The following is a 23,402-nucleotide window of genomic DNA, read 5'->3' on the forward strand; positions in this document are numbered from 1 at the left end:
CCAAGATTTTTGAGAATGAAAAATGCCGCCGCCTCAATCTCTGGGGCGGCGGTTTTCTTTTGTTCGGTCTGTCGCAATAGCCTTGACCTTGTCTGCGCCTTGGCCATAAGTGGCATCCGACGGTTCTCCAAAGGGTTGTACCTGGAGGGGATTAATAGGGAACATGGTGCGTTTCTATCGAAGAAACAATGCCATGGCTGCCCCCGCAACTGTAAGCGGATTGCCGCTCATCCTTGTGGTGTAGCTCTTACACCATGCCACTGTGCCGCTGAGTGCACGGGAAGGCAGATGAACGGCGTGAATTCGTGAGCCAGGAGACCTGCCGTTATTTGTTAATCCAACGCACCGGGCGGGGTTGTCCGGAAAGGAATAGTCATGTTATTACATAACATATGCATTTGTTGCCTCCGTTCATTGCATTGTTGGGTTAACCGCGCGTCGTTTTTCTAAACGCTGCACAAACCGGGCAATTTAGGCCCGTAATCTCAACTGCATTTCAAATATTTCCAATCGGGAGGCTTCCATGCGTGCCATCATAAAAACTCTCAGTGCTGTAACCGTTTTAGTTGCCGGGTTCTCTGCTAGTGCCCATGCGGCGACCCAATATCCGTTGACGGTTACCAATTGCGGTCAGTCGATTACGTTCGAAAAGGCGCCAGCAAAGATCGTTTCGATCGGACAGGGCATGACCGAAATCCTGTTTTCCCTTGGCTTGGCAGACAAGATTGCCGGTACCGCCGTTTGGGTTGGGCCGGTTTTGAAAGAATATGAAGGCGTCAATGCGCAAATTCCGCGCCTTGCAGACAATGACCCCAGCTTTGAATCGGTTGTCGGCAAAGAGCCTGATCTGGTTGCTGCGGAGTTCGAATGGCACGTCGGCACGCAGGGTTCTGTGGGCAAACGCGAACAATTCGGTTCACTTGGCATCAATACCTATGTTTCTCCTGCAGACTGCGTGGCCAAGATCAATGCCGATGGTGGCGATGGCGTACGCAAAGAACTTTTCACGATGGATCTGATCTATCAGCAGATCAGCGAACTCTCCGATATTTTCGATATCAAAGAACGGGGCGAAAAACTGGTAGCCGATCTGAGGGCACGTGAGGCCGCAGCCGTCGCGTCGATCGGAAACGCATCGTCGGCCAATCTTCCTGTTGTTTTCTGGTTCTCCAGCAAGGAAGTGAAGGGCGACGCCTATATTGCCGGTAAAAACAGTGCTCCGGCCTATATTCTGAAAACGCTTGGTGCCAAAAATGTCGTAAGCACGGAAGAAGAGTGGCCGCTGGTCGGTTGGGAAACCATTGCCGAATCCAACCCTGCTGTCGTCGTTATCGCTACCATGGATCGTCGCCGTTATGCCGCCGATGATCCTGCGGTCAAGATCGACTTCCTGGAGAACGATCCGGTCACCAGCCACATGGATGCCGTTAAGAACAAACATTTCGTCATGATGGATGCACAGTCCATGAACCCGACCATTCGTACGATTGATGGCATTGAAATCCTGGCAAAGGGTATCCAGGCGCTCGGGATTTCCAAGTGACAGAAATGCCTGCACGTCGTTCAGCATGGTGGCTGCCTTTGGCAGTCACCGTCTTTTTTCTGACGCTTCTCGGCTTCATGATAAGTCTTGCCGTGTCGATCGGCGAAATTTCCATTCCGCTCGATACGACGGTCAAGGCGATCATGAAACGCGCCTTTGGAATGCCGTTTGAAATCAGCCGCATCCATGAAGGCGTAATCTGGGACTATCGTCTGAGCCGCGCCTTGGTTGCGGCAAGTGCAGGGGCTGCGCTGGCGCTCTGTGGCGTGATCCTGCAAGCATTGCTACGCAACCCTCTTGCTGAACCTTTCGTGCTGGGCATTTCCGCAGGTGCCTCGACCGGTGCCGTTTGTATTATGGTTCTGGGAATCGGTTACGGTGTTTTGACACTGTCTACGGGCGCATTTCTGGGCGCCGTCGTTGCGTTTCTTCTCGTGTCACTGCTTGCGGCCGGCGCTGGTGGCAGCAGCGACCGTATAATTCTTGCCGGCGTGGCCGGTTCGCAGCTCTTTAATGCGCTGACATCCTATATCGTCACCACATCTGCAAATGCAGAACAGGCACGTGGTGTGATGTTCTGGTTGCTCGGTAGCCTGTCCGGTGTGCGCTGGCCGGACGTTTATCTCGCTGCACCCGTTGCATTGTTGGGTTTTGTGTTTTGTGCGGCCCATGCCCGGGCATTGGATGCTTTCATGTTCGGTACAGATACCGCCGCCGGACTTGGTATTCCCGTTCGTCGTGTACGCATAACTCTGCTTGGCGTGACGGCATTGATGACGGCAACCGTCGTCAGCATCGTTGGCTGTATCGGATTTGTCGGGTTGGTCATTCCCCATGCCGCACGGTTCATTGCTGGCTCCGGACATCAGCGTCTTTTGCCTGTGTCTGCGATGATCGGTGCCATATTCATGGTGGCAGCCGATATCGTGTCACGTATCATCATCCCACAGCAAATCCTGCCAATCGGCGTGGTAACTGCATTGTTTGGCGCGCCCGCTTTTGCCTTTATTCTCTACCGTGCACGGAGGGCCGCATGAGTATTTCGCTGGAAAAAGTGCACTGGGCTTCAGGCGGCAGTCTTATTGTCAATGGCGTAACTCTCGACGCTGCACCCGGCACGACGCTTGGCCTGCTTGGGCCAAATGGTTCGGGAAAATCCAGTTTGCTGCGGCTCATCTGCCGTATCCGCAAAGTCCAGAGCGGCGTAATTACACTTGGCGGCGAGGACATAGCGACCCTTTCTCAGGCCCAGATTGCCAAAAGTACGGCCTTTGTTGAACAACAGGCAACGACGGAAATCCAGGTCAGTGTGCTCGATGTCGTCAAGCTTGGACGAACACCGCATCGCAGCCCGATTTCAATCTGGAAGTCGGAAGATGAGGCCGCCGTACAGGATGCGCTGACACATGTCGGCATGCTGGATAAAGCGTCTAGGTTTTGGCACACGCTGTCTGGTGGTGAAAAACAGCGGGTTCATATTGCCCGGGCATTGGCGCAAACGCCGTCACAGCTTCTGTTGGATGAACCAACCAACCACCTCGACATTCAGCACCAGCTGGACATTCTGGCGCTGGTGTCCCGGTTGCCGGTAACGTGTATCGTCGCCTTGCATGATCTCAATCTTGCAGCGATGTTCTGCGATAATCTCGCGGTCATGCATGCAGGGGAGATCGTGGCTTTCGGCCCGCCAGAAGAGGTTCTGACGGAAACGCTCATTCGTGACGTTTTTGGAGTTAGTGCGCGTATCGAGCGATCATCTTACCATGGCCGTTGCCATATCCAGTACAAGACGGCTTGACCATGAGCATCGACAACTTCCACCTCAAGGACGATATCAGGGATTACTGGTCGAAACGGTCGGAAACATTCGATCTGGTATTCGGCCATCGTATTCCACCCGGACCAGAATTTGACGCCTGGCAGCAGCCAGTGCGCGACGCTTTAGGTGAACATTCATTATCCGTGCTGGAACTGGCCTGTGGCACGGGCGAGGTGACACGGCTTATTCACGACATTGGTCATGACGTGACGGCCCTCGATTTCTCCGAGGCTATGTTGTCAGTTGCGCGGCGCAAACACGCGGGAAAACCGCGTCTGCGTTTTGTGCTTGCAGATGCCGAAAACACGATGGAGCCTGACGACATCTATGATGCCATCGTATGCCGTCATCTGGTCTGGACGTTGACGCAGCCTGAACAGGCGTTTCAGGAATGGCACCGTGTATTGAAGTCCGGTGGCCGTTTGCTGGTTTTTGACGGGGACTGGGCACAATTGACGCCGGTTGGCCGCATCGCGTCAAAGCTGATTGCGCTGCTTGGCCGGTTTTCCCTGCCCGATCCACATTACGACAGTGCCCAAAGCGCCAAACACAAACACATTATGGAGCAGCTGCCGTTCGGGGACGGGCTTCGTCCTGAACGCATCATTCCACTACTGAAAGGTGCCGGGTTTTCAGATATTCGCCTGCACTCGCATGACCCGATTGCGGTGGCGCAGCGTAAGCAGGCGAATTTGCGTGATCGTTTGAGAACACGGCTTTATCGCCGGTTTATTCTGACCGCGACAAAACCGTGATGTTTAACCGAAGCGGCCGGCGCGGAATGGATCGATGGAAATTGATGGTTCCCGTCCGGCAACGAGATCGCTGACCAGTTTGCCCGTTGCCGCCGACTGCGTCAGGCCAAGATGCCCGTGCCCGAAGGCATAGATGATGGCGGTGCTTACCTTGGAGGCGCCGATAACCGGCAGGCAATCTGGCATGGATGGGCGGAAACCCATCCACTGTTTGCCGCCTTCGGTTTTCAGACCGGGCAGAAACTTGGCAGCTTTTCCCAAAAGTGCTTCGGAGCGTCGGTAATTCGGCGGCAGTGACAGACCGCCCAGTTCGACGGCACCACCCACTCGAATACCGGTGGAGAGCGGCGTCACGACAAACGCGTGGTCATTGAAATAGAGCTGGCGGGTCAAGTTGAAAGACTGGTCGGGCAGGGTTGTGTTGTAACCACGTTCTGTCTCAAGCGGCAGGTTCTCGCCAAGGCTTGCACCAAGGTTCTTTGACCATGCGCCACCAGCGACGACCACCTTTGCCGCGTCCAGTGTTTTGCCGCCCGTCAAGGTCACGCGCGCCTCGTCGCCACGGGGCTCAAGACGTAGCGCTTCGCCCTCAATCAGCTTGCCGCCTCGTGCGATGACCAGTTCCGCAATCGCCTTGGTGAATTCGTATGGCTCGGAGACCTGCAGGCCGCCAGGTGTAAACATCGCGTGCTGGAATTGTGGTGCCAGACCCGGCTGCAATTCGTCGATCTCATCGCGCCCAACACGGTTGAAGACAAAACCGGCTTTTTCCTTTTCCGCCCAATCGGCAGCAGCGGCATTGAAGCTTGCTTCACTGTCGTAAAGATCAAGCGTTCCGGTGTTGGTAAAGAAACCGGAGAGTTCGGGCATCGCGCGGATCACGTCCATCTCCGCGGCAGACAGTTTCATCATCGCGATCTGGGTTTTTAGTCCGTGCCGGAAGGCGGATTCGGAGCTCGCGCGCCAGAAACGCCACAGCCAGGGAGCAACCTTCAGGGCATAGGATGGTGGAACGCTTAACGGGCCCAGCGGATCGAAAAGCCAACGCGGCGCCTTTTTCATAAGGCCCGGCGCAGGAATGGGAATGATCTCAGGGAATGCTAGAATGCCGGCATTTCCGGAGCTTGCGCCCCGTGCAATTTCTCCACGTTCCAAAAGGGTTACAGAACGACCTTGTGATTGCAGATAAAGTGCCGACATCACTCCGATAATGCCTGTGCCAATCACAAGCACATCGTGTTTTTCCTGATCGCTCATAAGACGCTCCCGCCGATTTTGTCACCCTTCCCAACCACGGAGGAAGTGCTTTTGGCAAGCACTAACATGATGTAATACATACTGTCGACATAAAATGTCTTCTATGATTGGATGACGCAAAGCCTTGAGTGTCAGGCGAAGAGATCGTCTTCTTCGCCCTTTTTACTGTTGCGTGCACGACGCGATGAGCTTTTCAAATCAACAATAGGTTTTGGATAAGTTTTACCCAGTACTACACCGGCTTTTTCCAGTACGGTGTCTGGTGCTTCAAACGGTTTGTGTATCCATTTGTTCGGCATGTCGGCCAGTTCAGGAACCCATTCACGGACGTAATCGCCCGCAGCATCGAACCGTTCGCCCTGGACAACGGGATTGAATACGCGAAAGTAAGGGGCAGCATCCATGCCACAACCGGCAACCCACTGCCAGCTGCCGGGATTACTAGCAATGTCGCCATCCACCAGCGTATCCCAGAACCACTCTTCACCATGTCGCCAATCGATGAGCAGGTTTTTGGTGAGCAGGGAGGCAACCAGCATACGGACGCGATTGTGCATCCATCCGGTTGCCCATAATTGCCGCATGCCCGCGTCGACGATTGGGAAGCCCGTCTGTCCTTTTGTCCAGGCGCTGAGCGCTTTTTTGTTCTCCTGCCATTCGATATGGGCGATGGCATCGCGCATATCGTAACGCGCAATATCCTTGCGGTGGTAGAGCTGGTGGTAATGGAAGTCTCTCCAGATCAGCTCAGAGAGAAATTTTTCGACGCCCGACGAGACGGAAGGATGTTGCTCGCCATAATGAAGAGCACTGTGCCAAAGCTGTCGGACGCTGACTTCGCCAAATCGCAAATAGGGTGAGAGCTTGGACGTTCCCAGCTTGCCGGGAACGTCGCGGCTTTCGGCATATGACTTCACGATGTCATCAAGAAAGTCGTGGAACTGCTCGTAACCGGCCTCTTCGCCAATCTGCCACGAGCCTTCCATCTTTTCAGCCCAATGCGGTGGGGATGGACGCTCATAGTTTTTAGGCTTGGTAGATGATGACTGCGCTTTGGTGTCGCGCAAACGCAGGGGCGTGGGCACACCCTTCTGACGCAGTGAACGGGCAAACGGTGTGAAGACCTGATAGGGGCCGCCACTGCCTGTTTCGAGTTGCCAGGGTTCAAGGAGAAGATTGCCATGAAATGAGGTTACCGTGAAACCCGACTGGCGAAGATCAGTCTTTATCTGCGCATCGCATTCCCGCTCAGCTGGTGCGTACCGACGGTTCCAGAAAACCACCTCCGGCTTTATCTCTTTTGCCAGCTTTGGCAGGATGTCCGCGGATTTTCCTGTTTCAACAATGAGGGTTACGCCTAGTTTCTCAAGCCGTTTGCAAAAGTTGGCAAGACTTTGTTCTAGCCACCATTGTACCGCGGCGCCTGGTTTGCGCAGGTTATGGTCCGTTTCGTGTATATAAACGGCTGTAACCGAACCGCCTCTTGCAAGCGCTGCATCAAGTGCAGGGTTGTCGCCAATTCTCAAGTCGTTGCGAAGCCAAACGACTGCTTGTGAAACCATCTTCCGGCTCCTGTTTTATAAAGGTGGAGAGGAAGCATACTGCTATGCTTGTTATTCTAATCGAAAATGAAACTGGCCGACATCAATGCGGCCGGAACGGAAACCTGCGGCGCAATAATGCAGGTAATAACGCCACATGCGCTTGAAGCGGCTATCAAAGCCAAGGGGTTCAATATTGTGCCACTGCGCGGAAAATGCGCGGTCCCACCACAGGAGCGTTTTCTCATAATCCAAGCCGAACAGATATTGGTCACTCAGCTTGAGACCGTGGTGGCTGGCAACGCTGACCAATGCTTCGTTTGACGGCAACATGCCGCCTGGGAAGATGTAGGTCTGGATGAAGTCTGCGGTGTTGCGGTAGGTTTCAAAACGATCGCGGGAAATGGTGATAACCTGAAGCATGGCTTCACCACCTGTCTTGAGTAGATGTTTGACCTTGTCGAAATAGATCGGCCAGTTTTCCTCGCCAACTGCCTCGAACATTTCGATCGAAACGATCTTGTCAAAGAAACCCTCGCAGTCCCGGTAGTCCTGAATGCGGATCTCCACACGGTCCAGCAGTCCTGCACGGCGCATGCGTTCCTGCGCATACAGTGCCTGCTCATTGGAAAGCGTAAGGCACAGGATGCGGCAACCGGTGGTGAGGGCAGCATATTCTGCAAAGCCGCCCCATCCACATCCGATCTCCAGTACGGTGTCGTCTTTCTGAATATCCAGCTTTTCGACAATGCGGGCATATTTGGCGGTTTGTGCCTCATCCAGTGATTGCTCGGGGCACTGAAAAATGGCTGAGGAATAGGTCATGGTACCATCCAGCCACTGATCGTAAAATTTGTTGCCGAGGTCGTAATGGAAGGCAATATTGCGACGGCTTCCACCCTTGGTATTGGCATTTTTCCGGTGCCGGTAATTGGCCATGACCTTGCGCATGAAAGGAATGGCAATCAGTCCGGAGAGCACTTTTTCGTTGGCCAAACCCAGATCGAGAACGGCGCCGATATCCGGGCTGTCCCAGGTGCCATCCATATAACCGCGCGCCAGTCCAAGATTGCCTTCCGTCATGATCTGCCAAACGAAGCGGCCTGATAATATCGAGATTGTGGCCGCTGGCCCCGGTTGCTCTCCGGCTACATGATGCATGCTGCCGTTGGGGAACCTGATCGTCAGACTGCCGATCACGATACGGTTGGCCCAGCCCTTCACCAATCTTGCCCAAAAGGGCAAGTTGTTCAGGCGGCTTTCAAAAGACTTTTCTTCAGCGTGAGTCATGAGCCTGATTTCCTGCAGATGAAGGTCTGACGACAGTGCTTGCAACCCGGTTGGTTGCGGCACTATGGCGATAGATCGGAGCGCCTTTGCGCCAGAGGAGCAGGGCTTCCCAGTAGATTGCGGCGGTGATTTTCAGTGTCATCAAAGGATGGCGCACAAAGGCGGATAGCAGTGTACGGTTGTTCAACTCTTGCCTGTTAGCGGCAAAGGATGCGACCAGCAGCATGCCATCCGGGTCTTCTTCATCGATCCGCACCAAAACTTTTTCACCGGGCGGTTCGATGTGAAAATTATAGTGGCAGTTCATCGGCACAAAGGGTGAGACGTAAAAATCCTTGGCACAGGATTGGCGAATGCTCTCCTGCTGCGACGCCCCAACCGCGATTGTGTAGGTATGACGTTCACCGAATGTGTTGCACACTTCGTAAAGAACGGCGCGCAAGCCATTTTTCCCATGGCAGAAATAGAGAGTGAGCGGGTTGAAAACATAACCCAGGATACGTGGATAGCACAGCACACGGATTTGCATGCCAGGCTCCAAAAGACCGGCTTCATCCAGCCGGATTTCTACCCAATTCCGCAAGCCGTCTGGCTGACCATCGCCATGGTCCTTGTCATGGAAACTGATCAACGCACGGCGATTGTAACCAAACAGCCGCAGTTTTTTGTCTAGTGATGGAAGTTCATCCAAATCCAGTAAAAGCGAGAAGACGCTGTATTGCAGGCGATGCCGCTTGGGGCGGTACCGCATGTGCATGACCTTTCCTGCAAAAAGCGCCGAATGCGACATTACTCTGCTGCCTCCAATTTGGGAGGTAAATGAATGCGACCGGATTCGTCCGCCACGGTCCATGGGCGTTTTTGCCCGGTTATTGCCTCTGCAACCGCCAGACCGGATTGCAACCCGTCTTCATGAAAACCATAACCACAATAGGCCCCACAGAACCATATGCGGTTTTTACCCTGAATGCGCCAGAGATTGCGTTGAGCCTCCAGTGCAGGGGCGTCGAAAAGCGGATGCATATAAGGAATGAGCCGCAAGATATTTTCCGGCGCAATTTCGCGAACCGGATTAAGCGTGACGAACAACGGGTCGGACATTGGAATATTCTGCAGACGGTTCATCCAGTAGGTCACGCAGAGTGACTGGGCGCCATCTTGTTTCGTCTCACCAATGTAATTCCAGCTTGCCCATGTGCGTTTGCGTTTTGGCATCAGTGACGGATCTGTGTGGAGAACAGCTTCGTTGTCGGTGTAACGGAACGACGCGAGCATATTTTGTTCTTCGTCCGATGCATCGGACAGCAGAGCCAGCGCTTGATCGGCATGGGTTGCCAACACGACATCCGAAAACGTCTCGCGATTACCGCGCTCGTCGGTGATGTGGACCCCGTCTTTGTTTCGCTCAATCGAGACGATCCGGGTCGACGTACGTATGTCGGGTAACGTCTCGATCAGGAGCTTTACGTATTGTCGGCTGCCACCTGTTACCGTGCGCCAAAGCGGTCGATCTTTTAGGGTCAGCAGGCCATGGCTTACGAAAAATCGAATGAAAGCCTTGAATGGGTAAGCGCGCATTTCCTGTGCGCTGGCCGACCAAATTGCAGCACCCATTGGCAACAAATGGTTGTCGATAAAGCCCTGACCATAACCATTCATGTCGAGATAATCGCCGATCGTCAAATCGTCCATCTCATGTGACGACAAGGCCAAAGGCGCTTCGCGGTAAAAACGCATAAGGTCTCGTAACATGGCCCAGAAGCGGGGTTTTACGATATTTCCGCGTTGGCCCATCAGTCCATTGAGACCAGAACCGGAATACTCCAGTTTGCCACCGTTCAACGATACGGCGAAAGACATGTTGGATGGCTGAGTTTCAACGCCAACAGTCTTAAACAGTTCAACAAGGTTCGGATAGTTGCGTTCATTGTAAACGATAAAGCCGGTGTCGACATCAATATCGCCATTGCTGCCGGAAACAGTCACGGTGTTTGAGTGGCCGCCGAGCCTATCGTCGCTTTCGTAAAGCGTTACCGAGGCGCTTTTTGAGATCAACCATGCCGCAGAAAGACCGGATATGCCGGAGCCAATCACAGCAACGCGTTTCGTCTCGTTCGTGGATCGTTTTTCGGTCGCCACTGCTTACCTCATTTTTGTAATGCATGTTTTACGCAAGGAAATGCAGGTTGGATCGCTACAGATCAAAAAAAACTGAGTCAGGTGATCTATTGTTCAAGTCGTGACGTAAAAGCGGTATGAACACACATATTTCCATAGGCGCCGCGACGTGGCAAAAGGAAGCTGGAATTACATTCCGGCGGTCTGCTCCATTACGTCGAAAGAGCCGAGGAAATAGTGCAATGGATGATGGCGCCGCAGATAGCGGGCAGCATGAATTTGAAAAACTGATGTTCGCGATTAGCGCGGAAAAGGACATTCATGCCTATGAGATAATTTTCCGACATTTCGCGCCACGCGTTCGTTCATACATGTCAAAACTCGCTGCAGATAGCCAATTGGCAGAAGAGCTGATGCAGGAGACAATGATCGCGGTGTGGAACAAAGCGGACAGGTATGACCGCTCCAAGGGGTCGCTTTCAACATGGATTTTCACGATTGCCCGTAATTTGCGTATCGATGCGGTCCGTAAAGAGAAACGGCCGGAGTTTGATCCTGATGACCCAGTGTTCGTGCCCGATGCAGAGCCATCCGCCGACAATGTGCTGGTCGCACAACAGACCGCTGAACATTTGAAGGCAGCACTTGCCGGATTGCCGCGAGAACAGGCGAAATTGCTTGAAATGTCGTTCTTTGAAGATGCAACGCATAGCGTGATTGCCCAGAAGCTCAATATACCGCTTGGAACGGTGAAGTCGCGTATGCGGCTTGCCTTTGCCAAGTTGCGCCTCGTCCTTGGACAAGGAGACGACGCATGATTGAGATCAGACATCATCTTAGCGACGATCTCCTGTCGTCTTATGCGGCCGGAACGCTTGGCGAAGGATGGAGCATCGCAGTTGCCTCCCATCTGGCTTTGTGCCCCGCCTGCCGCTCGAGGTTGAGAGGTTTCGAGCAACTTGGCGGACACATGATCGACAGACTGCCGATTGATAATAATGTCGACTCTGCCTGGGATAGCATCAAGTCACGGATCACCTGTGAGGGTGATGAGCCAGCATTACCCGTAAAGCGCACAGCTGTTACGCATGATGCCACTGTTCTTCCTGAACCTCTACGCTCCTATGTTGGCGGTGATCTCTCGGATGTGAAGTGGAAGTCATTGGGGCGTGGCGCCTACCATTTGCCGATTAAAACTGGCGATAATGAAACCAGTGTGCGTCTTCTGCGTATACCTGCCGGAAAGCCGGTGCCGGAGCATGGTCATGGAGGGCGGGAACTTACCCTCGTTCTGAGTGGCAGCTTTACCGATGAAACAGACAGCTATGGCCGTGGCGACATAGAAGATGCGGACTCAGAACTGGTGCACAAGCCTGTTGCTTCGACGCAAGCTGATTGTATCTGCCTTGCGGTGACGGATGCACCTTTGAAATTCAGAAGCTGGGTTGTCCGTCTGGTACAGCCGCTTCTTGGCATTTAACCTGCGAAAAAAGGGAGAGATGATATGGTGAAATACCTGGCGGCCTACGTCGCAACGGCTGTGGTATTCTTCGGCCTGGATTTCATCTGGCTTTCGACCATGACCCGCACCTTTTACCGCAGCCGCATCGGTTCACTGTTGCTGGAGCAGCCGAACTTAACGGCTGCCGGTATATTCTATCTTTTCTACGTGGCCGGTATTGTCTATTTCGGCGTTTGGCCTGCGCTTACTTCCGGCAATTGGACAACCGCGCTTATCAGTGGCGCACTGTTGGGAATGCTCGCCTATGGCACATACGACATGACCAATCTTTCAACCCTAAAGGGCTGGTCGGTGTCGATGACTGTGGTTGACATCATCTGGGGTACATTCCTGACAGGAATTGCATCCCTGTCAGGATACCTCGTCACGACAGCGCTTGTTGGAAAGCTCAGCGGGCCGTAACGTTGGCGCGATCGAGACGCAGAGCACCAGTCTCGGTCACTGTAATGTCCAACTCGTCATAACTGTCGATGGCAAGATGATCCGTCTCAATTGGATGTGAGTGTGTTGCGCTGATCACCACGACGTTTGCGCCCATGCGTTCGCCTGCACTGATACCAGCCGGTGCATCCTCAAATACCACACATTGTGTTGGATCGACGCCAAGCAGCTTGGCGGCTTTCAGGTAACCTTCCGGGTCTGGCTTGCCGTTTTCGACATCTTCACCGCAGATCATGATCTCAGGTGGAACTATGCCGGCTGCGGCGAGGCGAAGGACGGCAAGCGGACGAGGGGCTGATGTGACAATAGCCCAACGGCCCTCAGGAATTTTCGACAGGAAGCTTGCGATGCCCGGAATTTTGATGATGCCGTCAACATCATCCAATTCGCGTTGCAGCAGAATGGCGGCCTGCTCTACAACGTCGAGACCAGGCACGGCCTCGCGGCGAACCACCTCGATGGCGCGGAGGCCATGAATACGCTGCAGAAATGCAGTCGGCTCAATGCCGTTATCAACGGCCCATTCACGCCACACGCGTTCAACGACGGCAATCGAGTTCAACAGGGTTCCATCCATGTCGAACAGAAAAGCGGCGTGAGCCTCGCTCAGGGAGGAGGGAAGGGACCGCATTTCATTCTTCATGGCATGTTTCCATTCGTTAGTGGTGGGAGGTTCCGCTTATCACATTCACGCAGAGTCGCGCAGCATGATTTCGGCGTTGAGCAAAATACGTTCGTCCGACGGAATCTCGTTTTTTGCGTCGGTTGCTTCGCCAAGTTTTGACAGCAACAGTTCGGTCGCCAGTCGGCCAATCTCATTATAGTTCTGTGCAACCGTGGTGATTGGGGGACAGGCATAACGTGACAGTGGGTGATCGTCATGGCCGGCGATACGAATATCGCAATCCACACCACGCCCAACCTTCAGGCCGGATTGCCATGCCGCAGCAATGGCACCAAATGCCACGCGGTCGTTGGCGCACAAAACCGTCTTTGTCGGGAAACGCCCATGCTCCTTGAGGGTGCGCATGGTTTCGTCATAACCGAATTTTTCGAAGTCCCAGTCCCGACCTTCTGATGTTATAACGAGTTTCGGCTCGATCCGTAACTGTTCCATGGCATCGATATAGGCCAGCCGACGGCTGGTGGCATTGTTGTTGACACCTGGCATGCCGAGATAGCAGGGCGGTTCACCCGAGCGGCACAGATAGTCGACAATCAACTGGAAACTTTGGCGGTTATTGGTTCCGACGAACGACGAGGTCTCATCCAGTGGTGAATCCACGTAAATCAGTGGAATGCTGGCGCCAAGCTGCGCAAGCGTCTGGTGATGTGACTTAACGCCAAGCGGTGCAATGATGGCACCGGCGACATTCATGGACTTCAGTGTTTCAATGGCCCGCTGTTCAATCTCAGGATTGCCATCCGATGACAGGATGAAGGCCAGAAAACCGGCTTCATTGGCCAGCAGCTCCACACGGCGCGTGAGGGCCATGTAGAAAGGGTCGGTTGAATTGGGAATGATGATCCCCAATATGTTGCTGCGGCGTCTATTGAGATTGACCGCAAACATATTCGGCCGAAAACCGGATTCCTTGATGGCAGCCTCGATCAGATCGCGGGTCTTGCTGCGAACAGACGAGGGGTCATTGAAGTATTTGGAAACCGTCGGCCGAGACAGGCCGACGAATTCGGAAAAATCCTCCATCGTTTTGATCGGCGCTTTATCCACGGTATGAATTCCCCATTCGTCAATCCGGCATAAATCGATTGAATTTTTACATCTACCTCCCCGCAAGGGGACGATCAATCTGCCGGATTGATTTTACACGATAAGCTTTGTGCCGCTCCTTAAGAGCGGCATGCCTTGAAATAAATATCCAGAACGGCGTCAACTGCAGCAATGGAAAGGTCATGTGCGTAAGGGCGCACCTTGCCGTCGCGAACCCGTTCATAACTTCCCTGAAGGTACTGGCTGATAAGCGTCTCCGGAATTTCCACTCCATCAAGCAGAGCAAACAACGCATTGATTGCAGGAGTAATTTCAGGATTTGGCCAGTAATAACGAATGCGGTCGCTGTAGCTGAAGTGGCGCTGCAGACGCTGTTCGTCTGCTGTGCCGTGGTAGTATTTTTCCCAGTTTTTCGGATCTGCTGTCAGCACACGCTCGATAACCTCAATGAGGCTTTCCTTGCGCTTGCCAGGAAACAGAAATGCGGCGATGCGGTCTAGGCCGTAGAATGCTTCCCGCAGGGCGAAGGTAAGGCCGGGCCCCACCTTCAAAATGGCAAACCCGTCATTGACCAGCGAAGACAGTGCCTCCTGTGTCTGGTAGTCGGTGGAATGCGCTTCGAAGACAAAACCTGGCATGTCTGCAAGTGTCGCACTCAGGTCGCGGGCTGCCTCCGAAATATACGGAATGACATTGTGGTTGCCGAACTCGACACCCGGCTGCACGACCGCGCCAATGGCGCGTGAAAATGCCTCTTCCACGCCTGCATCGATAAATGCCTGACGATGAATGTTGACAGTTTCGAGTGCTGCCTGCGGTGAGGTGACCTCAAGCGTCTCCAATTCTTCCATGGCTCCGCCTGGAATTGGCACCTCTGTGCCGATTATGTAGACCGGTTTGATGCCGTTATCACCACTGATGGCAGCTTCAGCAACGGCCGCTAGGTTTGCGGCGCGTTCGGCAGTAATTGCATCTGGAAGGGCAACAGGTTCACCGGCGCAGCCCATGCTGGTGTCCAGATGAAGTTTGGTGAAGCCCGCCTTGGCAAAGGCTGCAATCATCACCCGTGCCTTTTCCATGGCCTCGGATGCAGCCAGGTTTTTCCATGGGTTAGGACCAAGGTGATCGCCACCTAGGATCAGTTTTTCCAATGGAAATCCAGTGTTTGCAGCAATCTTTTCGACAAAGGTGCGAAAATCTGCCGGTGTCATGCCCGTGTAACCACCATCCTGGTTGACCTGATTACAGGTCGCTTCAATCAGGAGGTAATTGCCATCTTTCAGTGCGTGCAGCATCGAAGCTTCGATAACCAGCGGGTGGGCCGAGCAGATGGATGGAATGCCGCGAGGACCGGTACGATCTTTCCACTTGGCGATATCGAGAAGTGGGTTCTGGCTCATTATGCTTGTTTCCTTGCCGTATTCGCTATGAAGTCTTCTAGCTCAGCCTGCGTGGAGGCGCCTTCCATTGGTCCTGCTTTGGTAACCGCACGGGCACCGGAGGCATTGGCCAGCGTAAGCGCTGCCGATGGTTCTTTCCCAGCCAGCCAGAAGGTGACGAATGTCGCACCAAAGCTGTCACCAGCACCAGTGGGGTCGACCTCTTCCACTTCAAATCCGGGCTGCGAAATGGTCTGCTGTGCGTCGAAATAGGTCGCGCCTTTTTCACCGCGTTTCAAGACAATGGCCTTGATGCCGCCGGCCAGAAGTTCCGCTACTGCTTCCTGTTCGGTTTTGGCATTGGCGAACAGGAACAACTCTTCGCCGCTTGGCAGGAAGAGGTCAGTCTTTGACAGAACCGTTGTCAGTGCCTCACGCATGCCTGGACTGCCCAGAATTTCAGGGCGGAGGTTTGGATCGAACGATACAGTTCCGCCCTTTGCCTTGATGCTCTTGATGGCTGCCAGAATGGTTTCAACCACGCTTGGAGCGTATAGGGCTGTGCCCATGACGTGCAGATGGGTGCATTCGTCCAGCAGAGCCCGCGTTTTGTCGTTGAGGCTGAGCTGGCCACATGCGCTGTGGCGAATGTTGAACACGAATGCCCGGCTTCCGTCTTCACGGTAGCGCACAAAGGCGCTGCCTGTCGTGCCCTGCGGATCGACTTCGATACCCGAGATATCAACGCCGTCTGCCTCGAGGCGGTTGAGGTTTACATAACCAAAATCGTCTTCCCCGACGCGCGAAATAATGGCGCATTGCTGGCCCAGCTTGCCCACCTGATCAATGAAGATGGCAGGAGCACCGGAAGGGAAGGGGCCGATCAGCGGCACAGGCGCACGGAAGCCGTCTCCGCGATCTGTCGCGATGATTTCGACAAGGATTTCACCGATGGTCAGTATCTTGCTCATGGTATCGTCTTTTATGCGGGATTAGCGTTTTGCCTGCTTGGCGCGAACGTCGAGCCAGACAGCAATGAGGATGACCAGACCCTTGGCGATGAGCTGGTAGAAGTAAGGCACGGACAGCATGTTCATGCCGTTGTTCATCACACCGATGATCAAAGCACCAATCAGCGTGCCGACCATGGTTCCGACGCCGCCAGCAAGGCTGGTGCCGCCGAGAACCGCTGCAGCAATCGCATCGAGTTCAGCGCCTGTACCGGAGTTGGTCTGGGCTGATGACAGGCGGGACGACAGAAGAATGCCGGAGATCGCGGCCATGATGCCGGAGATCATGAAGATGGTGATCTTCATGCGATCAACTTTAATGCCGGAATAAAGCGCTGCTTCCTTGTTGCCGCCGATCAGATAAGCGCGGCGACCGAACGTCGTCTTGCTGAGCAGGATGTGGTTGAACAGGAAGAGTGCCACTACGATCCAGATAATGATCGGCAGACCGAGGAAACTGTCGGCGCCAATCGCCGTCCAGCTTTCATCCATGATCATTGCCGGCGCGCCATTGGTCGGCAGGCTGACGAGACCGCGATAGATTCCCATTGTCGCAACGGTTACAATGAAGGATGGCAGCAGCAGCTTGGCCGTCAGCGTGCCGTTGATCATGCCCATCATGGCGCCTGCACACAGTGTCAGCAGAACGGCCGGGAAAAAACCGAAGCCGAAGGCAAAACACTGCGCGCCGACCATGCCGGCCACGGCAATGATAGAGCCAACAGACAGGTCGATTTCACCGAGCAGAATGACCCAGGTCATGCCAAAGGCCGCGATGGCGATAACTGCCACCTGCTGCAGGATGTTCATGAAGTTGGCAACCGACATGAACCGCTGATTATAAGAGGAAAAGACAACGCACAAAATGATGAGCGCGAGAAGAATGCCGCCATACTGCTTCATGATCTTCATAAAAGCGGCTGATACAGAATTGGTCTGGGTCATGATTGGTGCCCCGTCGCGAAGGTCATGATGGTTTCAGGATTAAGATCTGCGCCGCTGGCAGTTGCGATCATGCGGCCTTCGTTCATCACGACGACGCGATCGCTCATGCCCAGCACTTCCGGCAATTCCGATGAGATCAGCAGGATAGCTGTGCCCTCGGCCGCAAGCTGGCGAATGATCTTGTAGATTTCGAATTTGGCGCCGACATCGACGCCACGTGTTGGTTCGTCAAGGATCAGAACCTTAGGTTTGGTAAGCAACCACTTCGCGAGAACGATCTTCTGCTGGTTGCCACCGGAAAGAGAGCCCGCCGTTGTTTCCAGCGATGCGGTCTTGATGGAAAGGCGCGCCACTTCCGCATTGGCGGAACGGCGCTCTTCCTTCCGCCGCAGAAATCCGAACTTGCCCGCAAAGCTTTGCAGCGCGGCCATGCTGATGTTGGATTCCACACTCTGGCTGAGAACCAGGCCTTCTTCCTTGCGGTTTTCGGTCACGAAACCGATGCCATGTTCAATGGCCGAGACCGCCGAGTTGATCTTGACGGTTTCACCGTTCAGACGAACCGTGCCCGTCGACAGTTTCATGCCGAAAAGCGCGTTCATGACCTCTGAGCGTCCAGAACCAACCAGGCCAAAGAAACCGAGAATTTCACCGGGACGCACGTCGAAGCTGATGTTTTCGAATTCGTCCTCGCGTCCCAGGCCCTCTACCGACAACATCGGCGCAACCGATGCTTCCGGAGCAGGGGTTTCGCGCTGCGGATAAATCTCGTCCATCGTGCGGCCGACCATAAGTGCGATGAGCTCTTCAATGGTGGCCTCTTCACGCTGACGCGTTGTGATGTAACAGCCGTCACGGACAACGGTGATATCGTCGCTCAGCCGCATGATTTCTTCCATGCGGTGCGAAATATAGATGACGGCGACGCCCTGCGCCTTAAGTCGCTCGACGATGCCAAATAGAATTTCGGCTTCGCTGTCGCTCAAGGAGGAGGTGGGTTCGTCCAGCACCACCACACGGGCATCGATGCTAAGACCTTTGGCAATTTCGACCAACTGCCGCTGGGCAATCGAAAGGTCGCCGACCTTGTCCGATACGTCGATCGGCAAGCCAAGTTCCTTCACGATGGCGCGCGCTTTCGTCTCAAGTGCACGGTCATTGATGAAACCGGCAAAAGACGGCTCGCGCGTTGCCAGAATATTTTCAGCGACTGTCAGGTTGTTGCACAGGCTCAGTTCCTGAAACACGATGGTCAGGCCCAAACGTGCCGCATCCTGCGGGTTGGCTGGCTGGTAAGGCTGGTTGTCCAGACGAATGTCGCCGGAGCTTGGCTGGTAAACACCGGCCAAAATCTTCATCAGCGTTGATTTTCCTGCACCGTTTTCGCCCAGCAGTGTATGCACACGGCCACGCCTGACGTTGAGCCGCATATCCTTCAGCGCCGCAACGGTGCCGAATGTTTTGGTGACATTGCTGATCTGGAGAACAGTGTCCGTGCCGGCGTCTGCCATGCGGCGTCTCCTCAAACCTGTTGCGTCTTCTTTTTGTAATTTTATTCAACGGTCCCGCGCAAGGGAGATTGGGGGGGAGCGCGGGACCGTCGAATGGCGTGGCCAATTGCCCTGAAGACAAGGGCCAGCCAGCCTTGGGAGGCTTACTTCTTGGTGTAAACACCAGGTACGATTGGCTGGTCCGCAGGAACTTCCTCGCCAGCAATAACCTTGGCGGCTGTGTCAACAGCGGCCTTGCCCATCTGGTCAGGGAACTGCTGGATAACGCCAACCATCACCGGGTTGGAGTCAACTGCCTTGCGGGCCTCTTCCATACCGTCAAAGCCGATGACCTTGACCTGGCTTTCGAGGTTGGCAGCCTTTACAGCAACGGCAGCAGCAAGAGCCGCGTCATCACCGAAACCGAATATGCCGTTGATATCAGGGTTTGCCTGCAGCATGTTCTGTGCAGCAGCCAGGGCTTCAGCGCGCGTGATGCCGGTCTGGATCGAGACGATCTTCATATCAGGATGTTCAGCAATCGCCTTCTTGAAACCTTCAACGCGGTTCACAACCGACTGAACGGTCGGGTAGTCGATGATTGCGACGTTGCCCTTATTGCCAAGTTCCTTCGCCATCAGTTCGCCAGCCTTCACTCCACCGGTGTAGTTGTCGGTACCGATGTGCGAGGTAACTTTTGCGTCTTTGGCAGGAACGTCAACGGTGATGACCTTGATGCCAGCCTTTTCAGCCTTGTTTATAGCGGCGAGTACGCCCTGGCTATCAACCGGCGAAATAACGATGACATCTACGCCCTTGACGATGAAGTCTTCAACGTCTGCAAGCTGCTTGCTGAGGTCCTGGTTGGCAATGGACACTTCCAGCGGAATATTCTTTGCCTTGGCCTCATCCTTCATCGCGTTTGCGAGATCGATGTAGAAGGGGTGCTGCTGCGTGAGAAGCGAAGCACCGATACCTTCCGCATGTGCGGAAACTGCTGCAACGGACAGCATGCCAAGTGCGAAAACAGACTTCAAAATACGATTGCGGATCATTCTTTCCTCCCGAAACGTTTTCGGCACGGGCCTGTTTTTGATTAGCGGCCGAAGTGGCAGACCCTCCCCGGTATCGACCGCAGCGGCATCAAGATCATATAATTTTACGCGCGTCAAATTTAAATTATGTGCGCGATAAATATTTATGTGGGTGCGTGTGAAGGCTCTCGACGGAAATTATGTTAATCCTATGTTTGCACATCAAATTGAACCTTGCGTTTTCCGCAAGTGTGAGCGGGTAAGATGACGGCTCCACATTAGATTCCTGAAGATAGTCGTGCGGAAATTTTGGGCACACGATATAGAATTGTGTGAAAATCGAACGGATCGACGCTTTATCGCGCCATCGTTTACATATCTAACGTTCGCGATAGACGTGATGGTCGTATAGCTCAACACTTTCGATGTTGGGCGCGTGCTCAGGTTGGCACGGTGCTCGAATGAAATCTCAAAAGCACTCGCCCTGCTCAATCGTGAAAAACCGCTTCCCGACACTGTTCCGATGACTAGAAGCTACATCGGATTTCGTGGTTGAACGTGATCAACCCGCGATGCAGGAGCGTGATGCTTTCTGATGCTGAAATAGATGCTCGATACCAATATCGGTATAAATACCATCAAGGACAAGCCAAACCAGGTTCAAGAAGCCTACGACCTCCATCACGGACCGCTGTGCATCAGCTCAGTCAGCTTGATGGACCTGATTTACGCGGCGGAAAAATCCGCGAATCGACGGGGCAATCTGATGGTCGTTGAAAGTTTTGCAGCACGGCTAGTGGTTTTGCCTTACGATGAGATCGCGGCCAGCCATACTGGTCAATTGCGTGCCGAGCTTGCTTGCGATGGAACGCCTATTAGGCTGTATGACCAACTGATCGCGGGGGGCATGCACGTTCTCGCGGATTGATCATGATGACAAATAACCAGCGCGAATTCGATCGCGTTCCTGGTTTGCGGATCGTGGAATGGGCTGGGTGAAGCCTTGCTAATGCTCGATGTGCGGTATTATCGCACGCTGACGACATTAAAGAAGTCCAGAAAGATTGGCGTGTTGCAAGTTCGGGTCCATCTCGGGCGATCGCTTGACAGGACTGACTGGCCGGGCAGTCCTTTAAATTCATGTGATCAACACCAATGGAGGCGCTAGCGCGCACTAAGAGCCGAAAATTTGTAGCTTAGTCCACGAGGGAAGGCTCATATTCCATCAGCCTTGAATTCGCCGAATTTTAAGTCAGTGTATAAGGAATACATTCCTTTTCCGGAGATTGGCCATGGCGCTTGGCGCATCGCATCGCTTGCAGGAAAGCCTGGAGGCGGTCGAAACGGTGACACGCTTCGCCCTTGCTGTTCTTGCACTCGCTTCCGGCGTATACACCTATCTGGGTGTTCGCACCCTTCTGGACGGTTCGCCGACGGCAGTATTTTTTGCCGCCATCATCTATTCCGCCTCAGTATCCGTCGGCATCTATGCCTTCTGGTCCTACATGGCGCGATTCTTTCCACACATCACCGGCCGTTCGAGCCGCACTGCCATGCTTGCGGTGATGGCTTTGGGCTGCGTCATGATTTTGGCTATGTCGAGTTGGTTGAACGCCGCTGCTCTCGCAGGATCGGCGGCGCTTGAACAACACCTGGCGGAAACACTCGAGGATTACACGGAAGATTTGGACCAGGCGCATCAGAATGCGCTGGCAGCACAGAGCCTTTTGCCAGACATTCAACGCGCTAAGGAGCGCTTCACCCAGCTTGCAGCATCCGAACGACAGTCGGGCGCACTGACCGGCACCACCGGGTCTGGCAGCGTCGTGTCACTTCTTTCACAGATGTCGTCGCAACTAAGCGAACTGGAAAACGGGATCAATGCCTCGCGGGAGCAGGTTTCAACCCTGTTTATCGAAGGCCAGAAACGCCTCGAGACAATGCGTGGTCTGGTCTCTGCACCCGGCATCGTAGAACCACGCGCCGACAAGTTCTCATCAGAAGTCGTGGCGCTGACCGGAGTCATTGCCTCGCTGGGGCAAACCTCGATTGCGCCATCTATCCGCCGTGCTGCCGACGACCTTTCGCTGGGTTTCATCGCTCCGATCCCAGACGGCGGCGAACAGGATCTGATCAGCCGCCAAGACCGCGTGATGGAGACGATCCGAACTTCAGTTGCGGCGCAATCCAAAGTGCTGTCGGAAGCCGCCGACGAGATTCTTTCGCGGGCTCCCGTGGCCGAACGGCGTTTCGTGCCGCTCTCATCGGCGGAAGCCGTTCTGCGTTATGCTTCGGATTTCATTCCCGCATGGGCAGGGGCCATTTCCATCGACCTGTTGCCAGGTGTCATGGTGTTCATTCTGGCCGTGGTGAATGGTGCAATTCGCAGACAAGTTGAGACGATGCCGCTTGCCGAACGGATCACCGTGGCTGAAATGATGCAGACACTGGCAATGCAGAAGGCCATCTCCGCCGAATCAATGTCGGCCAGGGAAGTGAAGTCGACAGAAGAAGTTATTGCAGAAACTGAAGGTAGCGCGGACGACACGGAGGTCAATAACATCACTAGTCTCGGCCTCAACAAGACGCCGCGCAAAGGTCCGGCGACATGAAACCATCATCCGCGCTTAAGGCCGTTATCAGCATGGACGATGGTTTATTGATGCGCGGCGCCTTCTACGTGCTGCTCGCGGCGGCGGCCGCCTTTCTGGTGATCGACCTCCGGGAGATCAGCACAGCCGAAGCGGCGCGACCGGCGCTTGATGTAATGCCGAACCTGCCGACCTTTCTCCCCGCCACGACTGCGCCGGGAGCGCCTGGCTCGCCACCGGTACAACCCTCGAGCCCGGAAGAGGTCTTGCGCAAGCCGATGACGTTTAATCTAGTCTCCGGTGGGGTGCTCCGTGCCGAGGGCACCATCGACCCCGGCGCTGCTGATCGGTTTGCCAGTGAGGTGGAGGCTCGTGGCGAATATATCAAATTGGTCTCTTTGAACTCACCGGGAGGTTCGGTGGATGACGCTATTGCGATGTCCAAGCTGATCCGGGAGAGGAATATCGCCACGAAGGTTGCGGAAAAGGCGCTCTGCGCTTCCTCCTGTCCAATCATATTTGCCGGTGGCGTGGCAAGATCGGCCGAAAAGGATGCCGTAGTGGGCGTGCATCAGGTGTTCAATGGCAGCATCGAGCGCCCGTCGCCGGAGCAAGCGATGTCTAGCGCTCAGGCAACCACTGCGCGTGTCGCGCGACATCTCGACGAAATGGATATCGGCGCCGGTTTGTGGATCCATGCGCTGGAAACCCCGCCAAACCAGCTATATTATCTTACTCCCGCGGAGATGTCGAAATATCGCCTGACGACCGACGGAACCCATGTGGCTGTACCGAGCGCTGGCTGATGCTTTATCGAACATGTGTAAACCCGGTTTTCGATATGCGAATTCGGGGCAGTTTCCATCGAAGAGGCAAAAACGCTCCGCCAGCTCATCAGATGAGTCCGTCAGAGGGTCTACCTTAGCCAGCTCGTG

General features: G+C 54.3%; 22 protein-coding genes and 1 riboswitch. Of the genes, 10 read left to right on the forward strand and 12 right to left on the reverse strand.

Annotated features, from left to right (window positions below):
* Positions 1–103: 103 nt before the first annotated feature.
* Positions 104–341: riboswitch (cobalamin riboswitch) on the forward strand.
* 182 nt (positions 342–523) lie between these two features.
* From HGO37_RS22335 to HGO37_RS22350, 4 genes are read left to right on the forward strand one after another with little or no spacing between them, the layout of a single operon-like run.
* A complete protein-coding gene (locus HGO37_RS22335) occupies positions 524–1,543 on the forward strand; it encodes an ABC transporter substrate-binding protein (protein ID WP_250985283.1) in 1,020 nt (339 codons plus the stop codon).
* A 5-nt stretch (positions 1,544–1,548) separates the two neighbouring features.
* Positions 1,549–2,580 (forward strand): FecCD family ABC transporter permease, encoded by a 1,032-nt coding sequence (locus tag HGO37_RS22340; RefSeq protein ID WP_250985354.1) that lies wholly within the window; start codon positions 1,549–1,551, stop codon positions 2,578–2,580.
* Positions 2,577–3,341, forward strand: a complete 765-nt coding sequence (locus tag HGO37_RS22345; protein ID WP_250985284.1) for an ABC transporter ATP-binding protein — start codon at positions 2,577–2,579, stop codon at positions 3,339–3,341. The genes HGO37_RS22340 and HGO37_RS22345 overlap by 4 nt, the downstream gene beginning before the upstream one ends.
* Before the next feature lie 2 nt (positions 3,342–3,343).
* Positions 3,344–4,117, forward strand: coding sequence for a class I SAM-dependent methyltransferase (locus HGO37_RS22350; RefSeq protein WP_250985285.1), 774 nt, complete (start codon positions 3,344–3,346; stop codon positions 4,115–4,117).
* Between the two features lie 3 nt (positions 4,118–4,120).
* Here HGO37_RS22350 and HGO37_RS22355 read toward each other — a convergent pair whose 3' ends face one another.
* The 5 genes from HGO37_RS22355 to HGO37_RS22375 all read right to left on the reverse strand — a co-directional run bounded on the left by HGO37_RS22355 (position 4,121) and on the right by HGO37_RS22375 (position 10,344).
* Positions 4,121–5,374, reverse strand: coding sequence for an NAD(P)/FAD-dependent oxidoreductase (locus HGO37_RS22355; protein WP_250985286.1), 1,254 nt, complete (start codon positions 5,372–5,374; stop codon positions 4,121–4,123).
* A 131-nt stretch (positions 5,375–5,505) separates the two neighbouring features.
* Complete coding sequence (locus HGO37_RS22360; RefSeq protein ID WP_250985287.1) at positions 5,506–6,936, reverse strand: cryptochrome/photolyase family protein; 1,431 nt, start codon at positions 6,934–6,936, stop codon at positions 5,506–5,508.
* 51 nt (positions 6,937–6,987) lie between these two features.
* Positions 6,988–8,205 (reverse strand): SAM-dependent methyltransferase, encoded by a 1,218-nt coding sequence (locus HGO37_RS22365; RefSeq protein ID WP_250985288.1) that lies wholly within the window; start codon positions 8,203–8,205, stop codon positions 6,988–6,990.
* On the reverse strand, positions 8,192–8,995 hold the full coding sequence (locus tag HGO37_RS22370; protein WP_259146918.1) for a DUF1365 domain-containing protein: 804 nt from the start codon (positions 8,993–8,995) through the stop codon (positions 8,192–8,194). Before HGO37_RS22370 ends, HGO37_RS22365 begins: the two co-directional genes overlap by 14 nt.
* Entirely contained in the window at positions 8,995–10,344 is a 1,350-nt protein-coding gene (locus HGO37_RS22375) for an NAD(P)/FAD-dependent oxidoreductase (protein WP_250985290.1), read from the reverse strand. Before HGO37_RS22375 ends, HGO37_RS22370 begins: the two co-directional genes overlap by 1 nt.
* A 221-nt stretch (positions 10,345–10,565) precedes the next feature.
* Here HGO37_RS22375 and HGO37_RS22380 point away from each other — a divergent pair, with 221 nt between their 5' ends.
* From HGO37_RS22380 to HGO37_RS22390, 3 genes are read left to right on the forward strand one after another with little or no spacing between them, the layout of a single operon-like run.
* Positions 10,566–11,141, forward strand: a complete 576-nt coding sequence (locus HGO37_RS22380) for a sigma-70 family RNA polymerase sigma factor (RefSeq protein ID WP_250985291.1) — start codon at positions 10,566–10,568, stop codon at positions 11,139–11,141.
* The gene (locus HGO37_RS22385; protein ID WP_250985355.1) at positions 11,141–11,803 is read left to right on the forward strand and encodes a ChrR family anti-sigma-E factor; all 663 of its coding nucleotides are present in this window, start codon (positions 11,141–11,143) and stop codon (positions 11,801–11,803) included. Before HGO37_RS22380 ends, HGO37_RS22385 begins: the two co-directional genes overlap by 1 nt.
* A 24-nt stretch (positions 11,804–11,827) precedes the next feature.
* A complete protein-coding gene (locus HGO37_RS22390) occupies positions 11,828–12,247 on the forward strand; it encodes a DUF2177 family protein (protein WP_250985292.1) in 420 nt (139 codons plus the stop codon).
* Here HGO37_RS22390 and HGO37_RS22395 read toward each other — a convergent pair.
* The 7 genes from HGO37_RS22395 to HGO37_RS22425 all read right to left on the reverse strand — a co-directional run bounded on the left by HGO37_RS22395 (position 12,234) and on the right by HGO37_RS22425 (position 19,897).
* On the reverse strand, positions 12,234–12,929 hold the full coding sequence (locus tag HGO37_RS22395) for an HAD family hydrolase (protein ID WP_250985293.1): 696 nt from the start codon (positions 12,927–12,929) through the stop codon (positions 12,234–12,236). The two genes, HGO37_RS22390 and HGO37_RS22395, sit on opposite strands and share 14 nt — an antisense overlap.
* 45 nt (positions 12,930–12,974) lie before the next feature.
* Positions 12,975–13,994 carry a LacI family DNA-binding transcriptional regulator gene (locus HGO37_RS22400; RefSeq protein WP_192489432.1) on the reverse strand — a complete coding sequence of 340 codons (1,020 nt, stop codon included), beginning with the start codon at positions 13,992–13,994 and terminating at the stop codon, positions 12,975–12,977.
* Between the two features lie 143 nt (positions 13,995–14,137).
* On the reverse strand, positions 14,138–15,418 hold the full coding sequence (locus HGO37_RS22405) for a D-tagatose-bisphosphate aldolase, class II, non-catalytic subunit (protein ID WP_250985294.1): 1,281 nt from the start codon (positions 15,416–15,418) through the stop codon (positions 14,138–14,140).
* Positions 15,418–16,368, reverse strand: coding sequence for a tagatose kinase (locus HGO37_RS22410; protein ID WP_250985295.1), 951 nt, complete (start codon positions 16,366–16,368; stop codon positions 15,418–15,420). The genes HGO37_RS22405 and HGO37_RS22410 overlap by 1 nt, the downstream gene beginning before the upstream one ends.
* Positions 16,369–16,389: 21 nt before the next feature.
* A complete protein-coding gene (locus HGO37_RS22415; RefSeq protein WP_192489155.1) occupies positions 16,390–17,352 on the reverse strand; it encodes an ABC transporter permease in 963 nt (320 codons plus the stop codon).
* Positions 17,349–18,863 carry a sugar ABC transporter ATP-binding protein gene (locus HGO37_RS22420; RefSeq protein WP_250985296.1) on the reverse strand — a complete coding sequence of 505 codons (1,515 nt, stop codon included), beginning with the start codon at positions 18,861–18,863 and terminating at the stop codon, positions 17,349–17,351. The genes HGO37_RS22415 and HGO37_RS22420 overlap by 4 nt, the downstream gene beginning before the upstream one ends.
* Positions 18,864–19,006: 143 nt before the next feature.
* On the reverse strand, positions 19,007–19,897 hold the full coding sequence (locus HGO37_RS22425; RefSeq protein ID WP_250985297.1) for a substrate-binding domain-containing protein: 891 nt from the start codon (positions 19,895–19,897) through the stop codon (positions 19,007–19,009).
* A 586-nt stretch (positions 19,898–20,483) separates the two neighbouring features.
* On the opposite strand from HGO37_RS22425, the gene HGO37_RS22430 reads away from it, so the two are divergent.
* From HGO37_RS22430 to HGO37_RS22440, 3 genes are all read left to right on the forward strand, one after another.
* Positions 20,484–20,804, forward strand: a complete 321-nt coding sequence (locus HGO37_RS22430; protein WP_405049414.1) for a PIN domain-containing protein — start codon at positions 20,484–20,486, stop codon at positions 20,802–20,804.
* 364 nt (positions 20,805–21,168) lie between these two features.
* Positions 21,169–22,488, forward strand: coding sequence for a hypothetical protein (locus HGO37_RS22435; protein ID WP_250985298.1), 1,320 nt, complete (start codon positions 21,169–21,171; stop codon positions 22,486–22,488).
* On the forward strand, positions 22,485–23,273 hold the full coding sequence (locus HGO37_RS22440; RefSeq protein WP_250985299.1) for a COG3904 family protein: 789 nt from the start codon (positions 22,485–22,487) through the stop codon (positions 23,271–23,273). Before HGO37_RS22435 ends, HGO37_RS22440 begins: the two co-directional genes overlap by 4 nt.
* Positions 23,274–23,402 lie beyond the last annotated feature (129 nt).

It is taken from the genome of Rhizobium sp. CG4, from assembly GCF_023701965.1.
Classification (GTDB): Bacteria; Pseudomonadota; Alphaproteobacteria; order Rhizobiales; family Rhizobiaceae; genus Agrobacterium.

What these genes read in the sequence shown, in the direction of transcription:
- HGO37_RS22420 (WP_250985296.1), bottom strand. Translation starts at nt 18,863, where the DNA reads ATGGCAGACGCCGGCACGGACACTGTTCTCCAGATCAGCAATGTCACC.
- HGO37_RS22440 (WP_250985299.1), top strand. Translation starts at nt 22,485, where the DNA reads ATGAAACCATCATCCGCGCTTAAGGCCGTTATCAGCATGGACGATGGT.
- HGO37_RS22410 (WP_250985295.1), bottom strand. Translation starts at nt 16,368, where the DNA reads ATGAGCAAGATACTGACCATCGGTGAAATCCTTGTCGAAATCATCGCG.
- HGO37_RS22435 (WP_250985298.1), top strand. Translation starts at nt 21,169, where the DNA reads ATGGCGCTTGGCGCATCGCATCGCTTGCAGGAAAGCCTGGAGGCGGTC.
- HGO37_RS22390 (WP_250985292.1), top strand. Translation starts at nt 11,828, where the DNA reads ATGGTGAAATACCTGGCGGCCTACGTCGCAACGGCTGTGGTATTCTTC.
- HGO37_RS22370 (WP_259146918.1), bottom strand. Translation starts at nt 8,995, where the DNA reads ATGTCGCATTCGGCGCTTTTTGCAGGAAAGGTCATGCACATGCGGTAC.
- HGO37_RS22360 (WP_250985287.1), bottom strand. Translation starts at nt 6,936, where the DNA reads ATGGTTTCACAAGCAGTCGTTTGGCTTCGCAACGACTTGAGAATTGGC.
- HGO37_RS22415 (WP_192489155.1), bottom strand. Translation starts at nt 17,352, where the DNA reads ATGACCCAGACCAATTCTGTATCAGCCGCTTTTATGAAGATCATGAAG.
- HGO37_RS22365 (WP_250985288.1), bottom strand. Translation starts at nt 8,205, where the DNA reads ATGACTCACGCTGAAGAAAAGTCTTTTGAAAGCCGCCTGAACAACTTG.
- HGO37_RS22340 (WP_250985354.1), top strand. Translation starts at nt 1,549, where the DNA reads ATGCCTGCACGTCGTTCAGCATGGTGGCTGCCTTTGGCAGTCACCGTC.
- HGO37_RS22425 (WP_250985297.1), bottom strand. Translation starts at nt 19,897, where the DNA reads ATGATCCGCAATCGTATTTTGAAGTCTGTTTTCGCACTTGGCATGCTG.
- HGO37_RS22345 (WP_250985284.1), top strand. Translation starts at nt 2,577, where the DNA reads ATGAGTATTTCGCTGGAAAAAGTGCACTGGGCTTCAGGCGGCAGTCTT.
- HGO37_RS22380 (WP_250985291.1), top strand. Translation starts at nt 10,566, where the DNA reads ATGGATGATGGCGCCGCAGATAGCGGGCAGCATGAATTTGAAAAACTG.
- HGO37_RS22350 (WP_250985285.1), top strand. Translation starts at nt 3,344, where the DNA reads ATGAGCATCGACAACTTCCACCTCAAGGACGATATCAGGGATTACTGG.
- HGO37_RS22405 (WP_250985294.1), bottom strand. Translation starts at nt 15,418, where the DNA reads ATGAGCCAGAACCCACTTCTCGATATCGCCAAGTGGAAAGATCGTACC.
- HGO37_RS22335 (WP_250985283.1), top strand. Translation starts at nt 524, where the DNA reads ATGCGTGCCATCATAAAAACTCTCAGTGCTGTAACCGTTTTAGTTGCC.
- HGO37_RS22395 (WP_250985293.1), bottom strand. Translation starts at nt 12,929, where the DNA reads ATGAAGAATGAAATGCGGTCCCTTCCCTCCTCCCTGAGCGAGGCTCAC.
- HGO37_RS22400 (WP_192489432.1), bottom strand. Translation starts at nt 13,994, where the DNA reads ATGGAGGATTTTTCCGAATTCGTCGGCCTGTCTCGGCCGACGGTTTCC.
- HGO37_RS22355 (WP_250985286.1), bottom strand. Translation starts at nt 5,374, where the DNA reads ATGAGCGATCAGGAAAAACACGATGTGCTTGTGATTGGCACAGGCATT.
- HGO37_RS22430 (WP_405049414.1), top strand. Translation starts at nt 20,484, where the DNA reads ATGCTCGATACCAATATCGGTATAAATACCATCAAGGACAAGCCAAAC.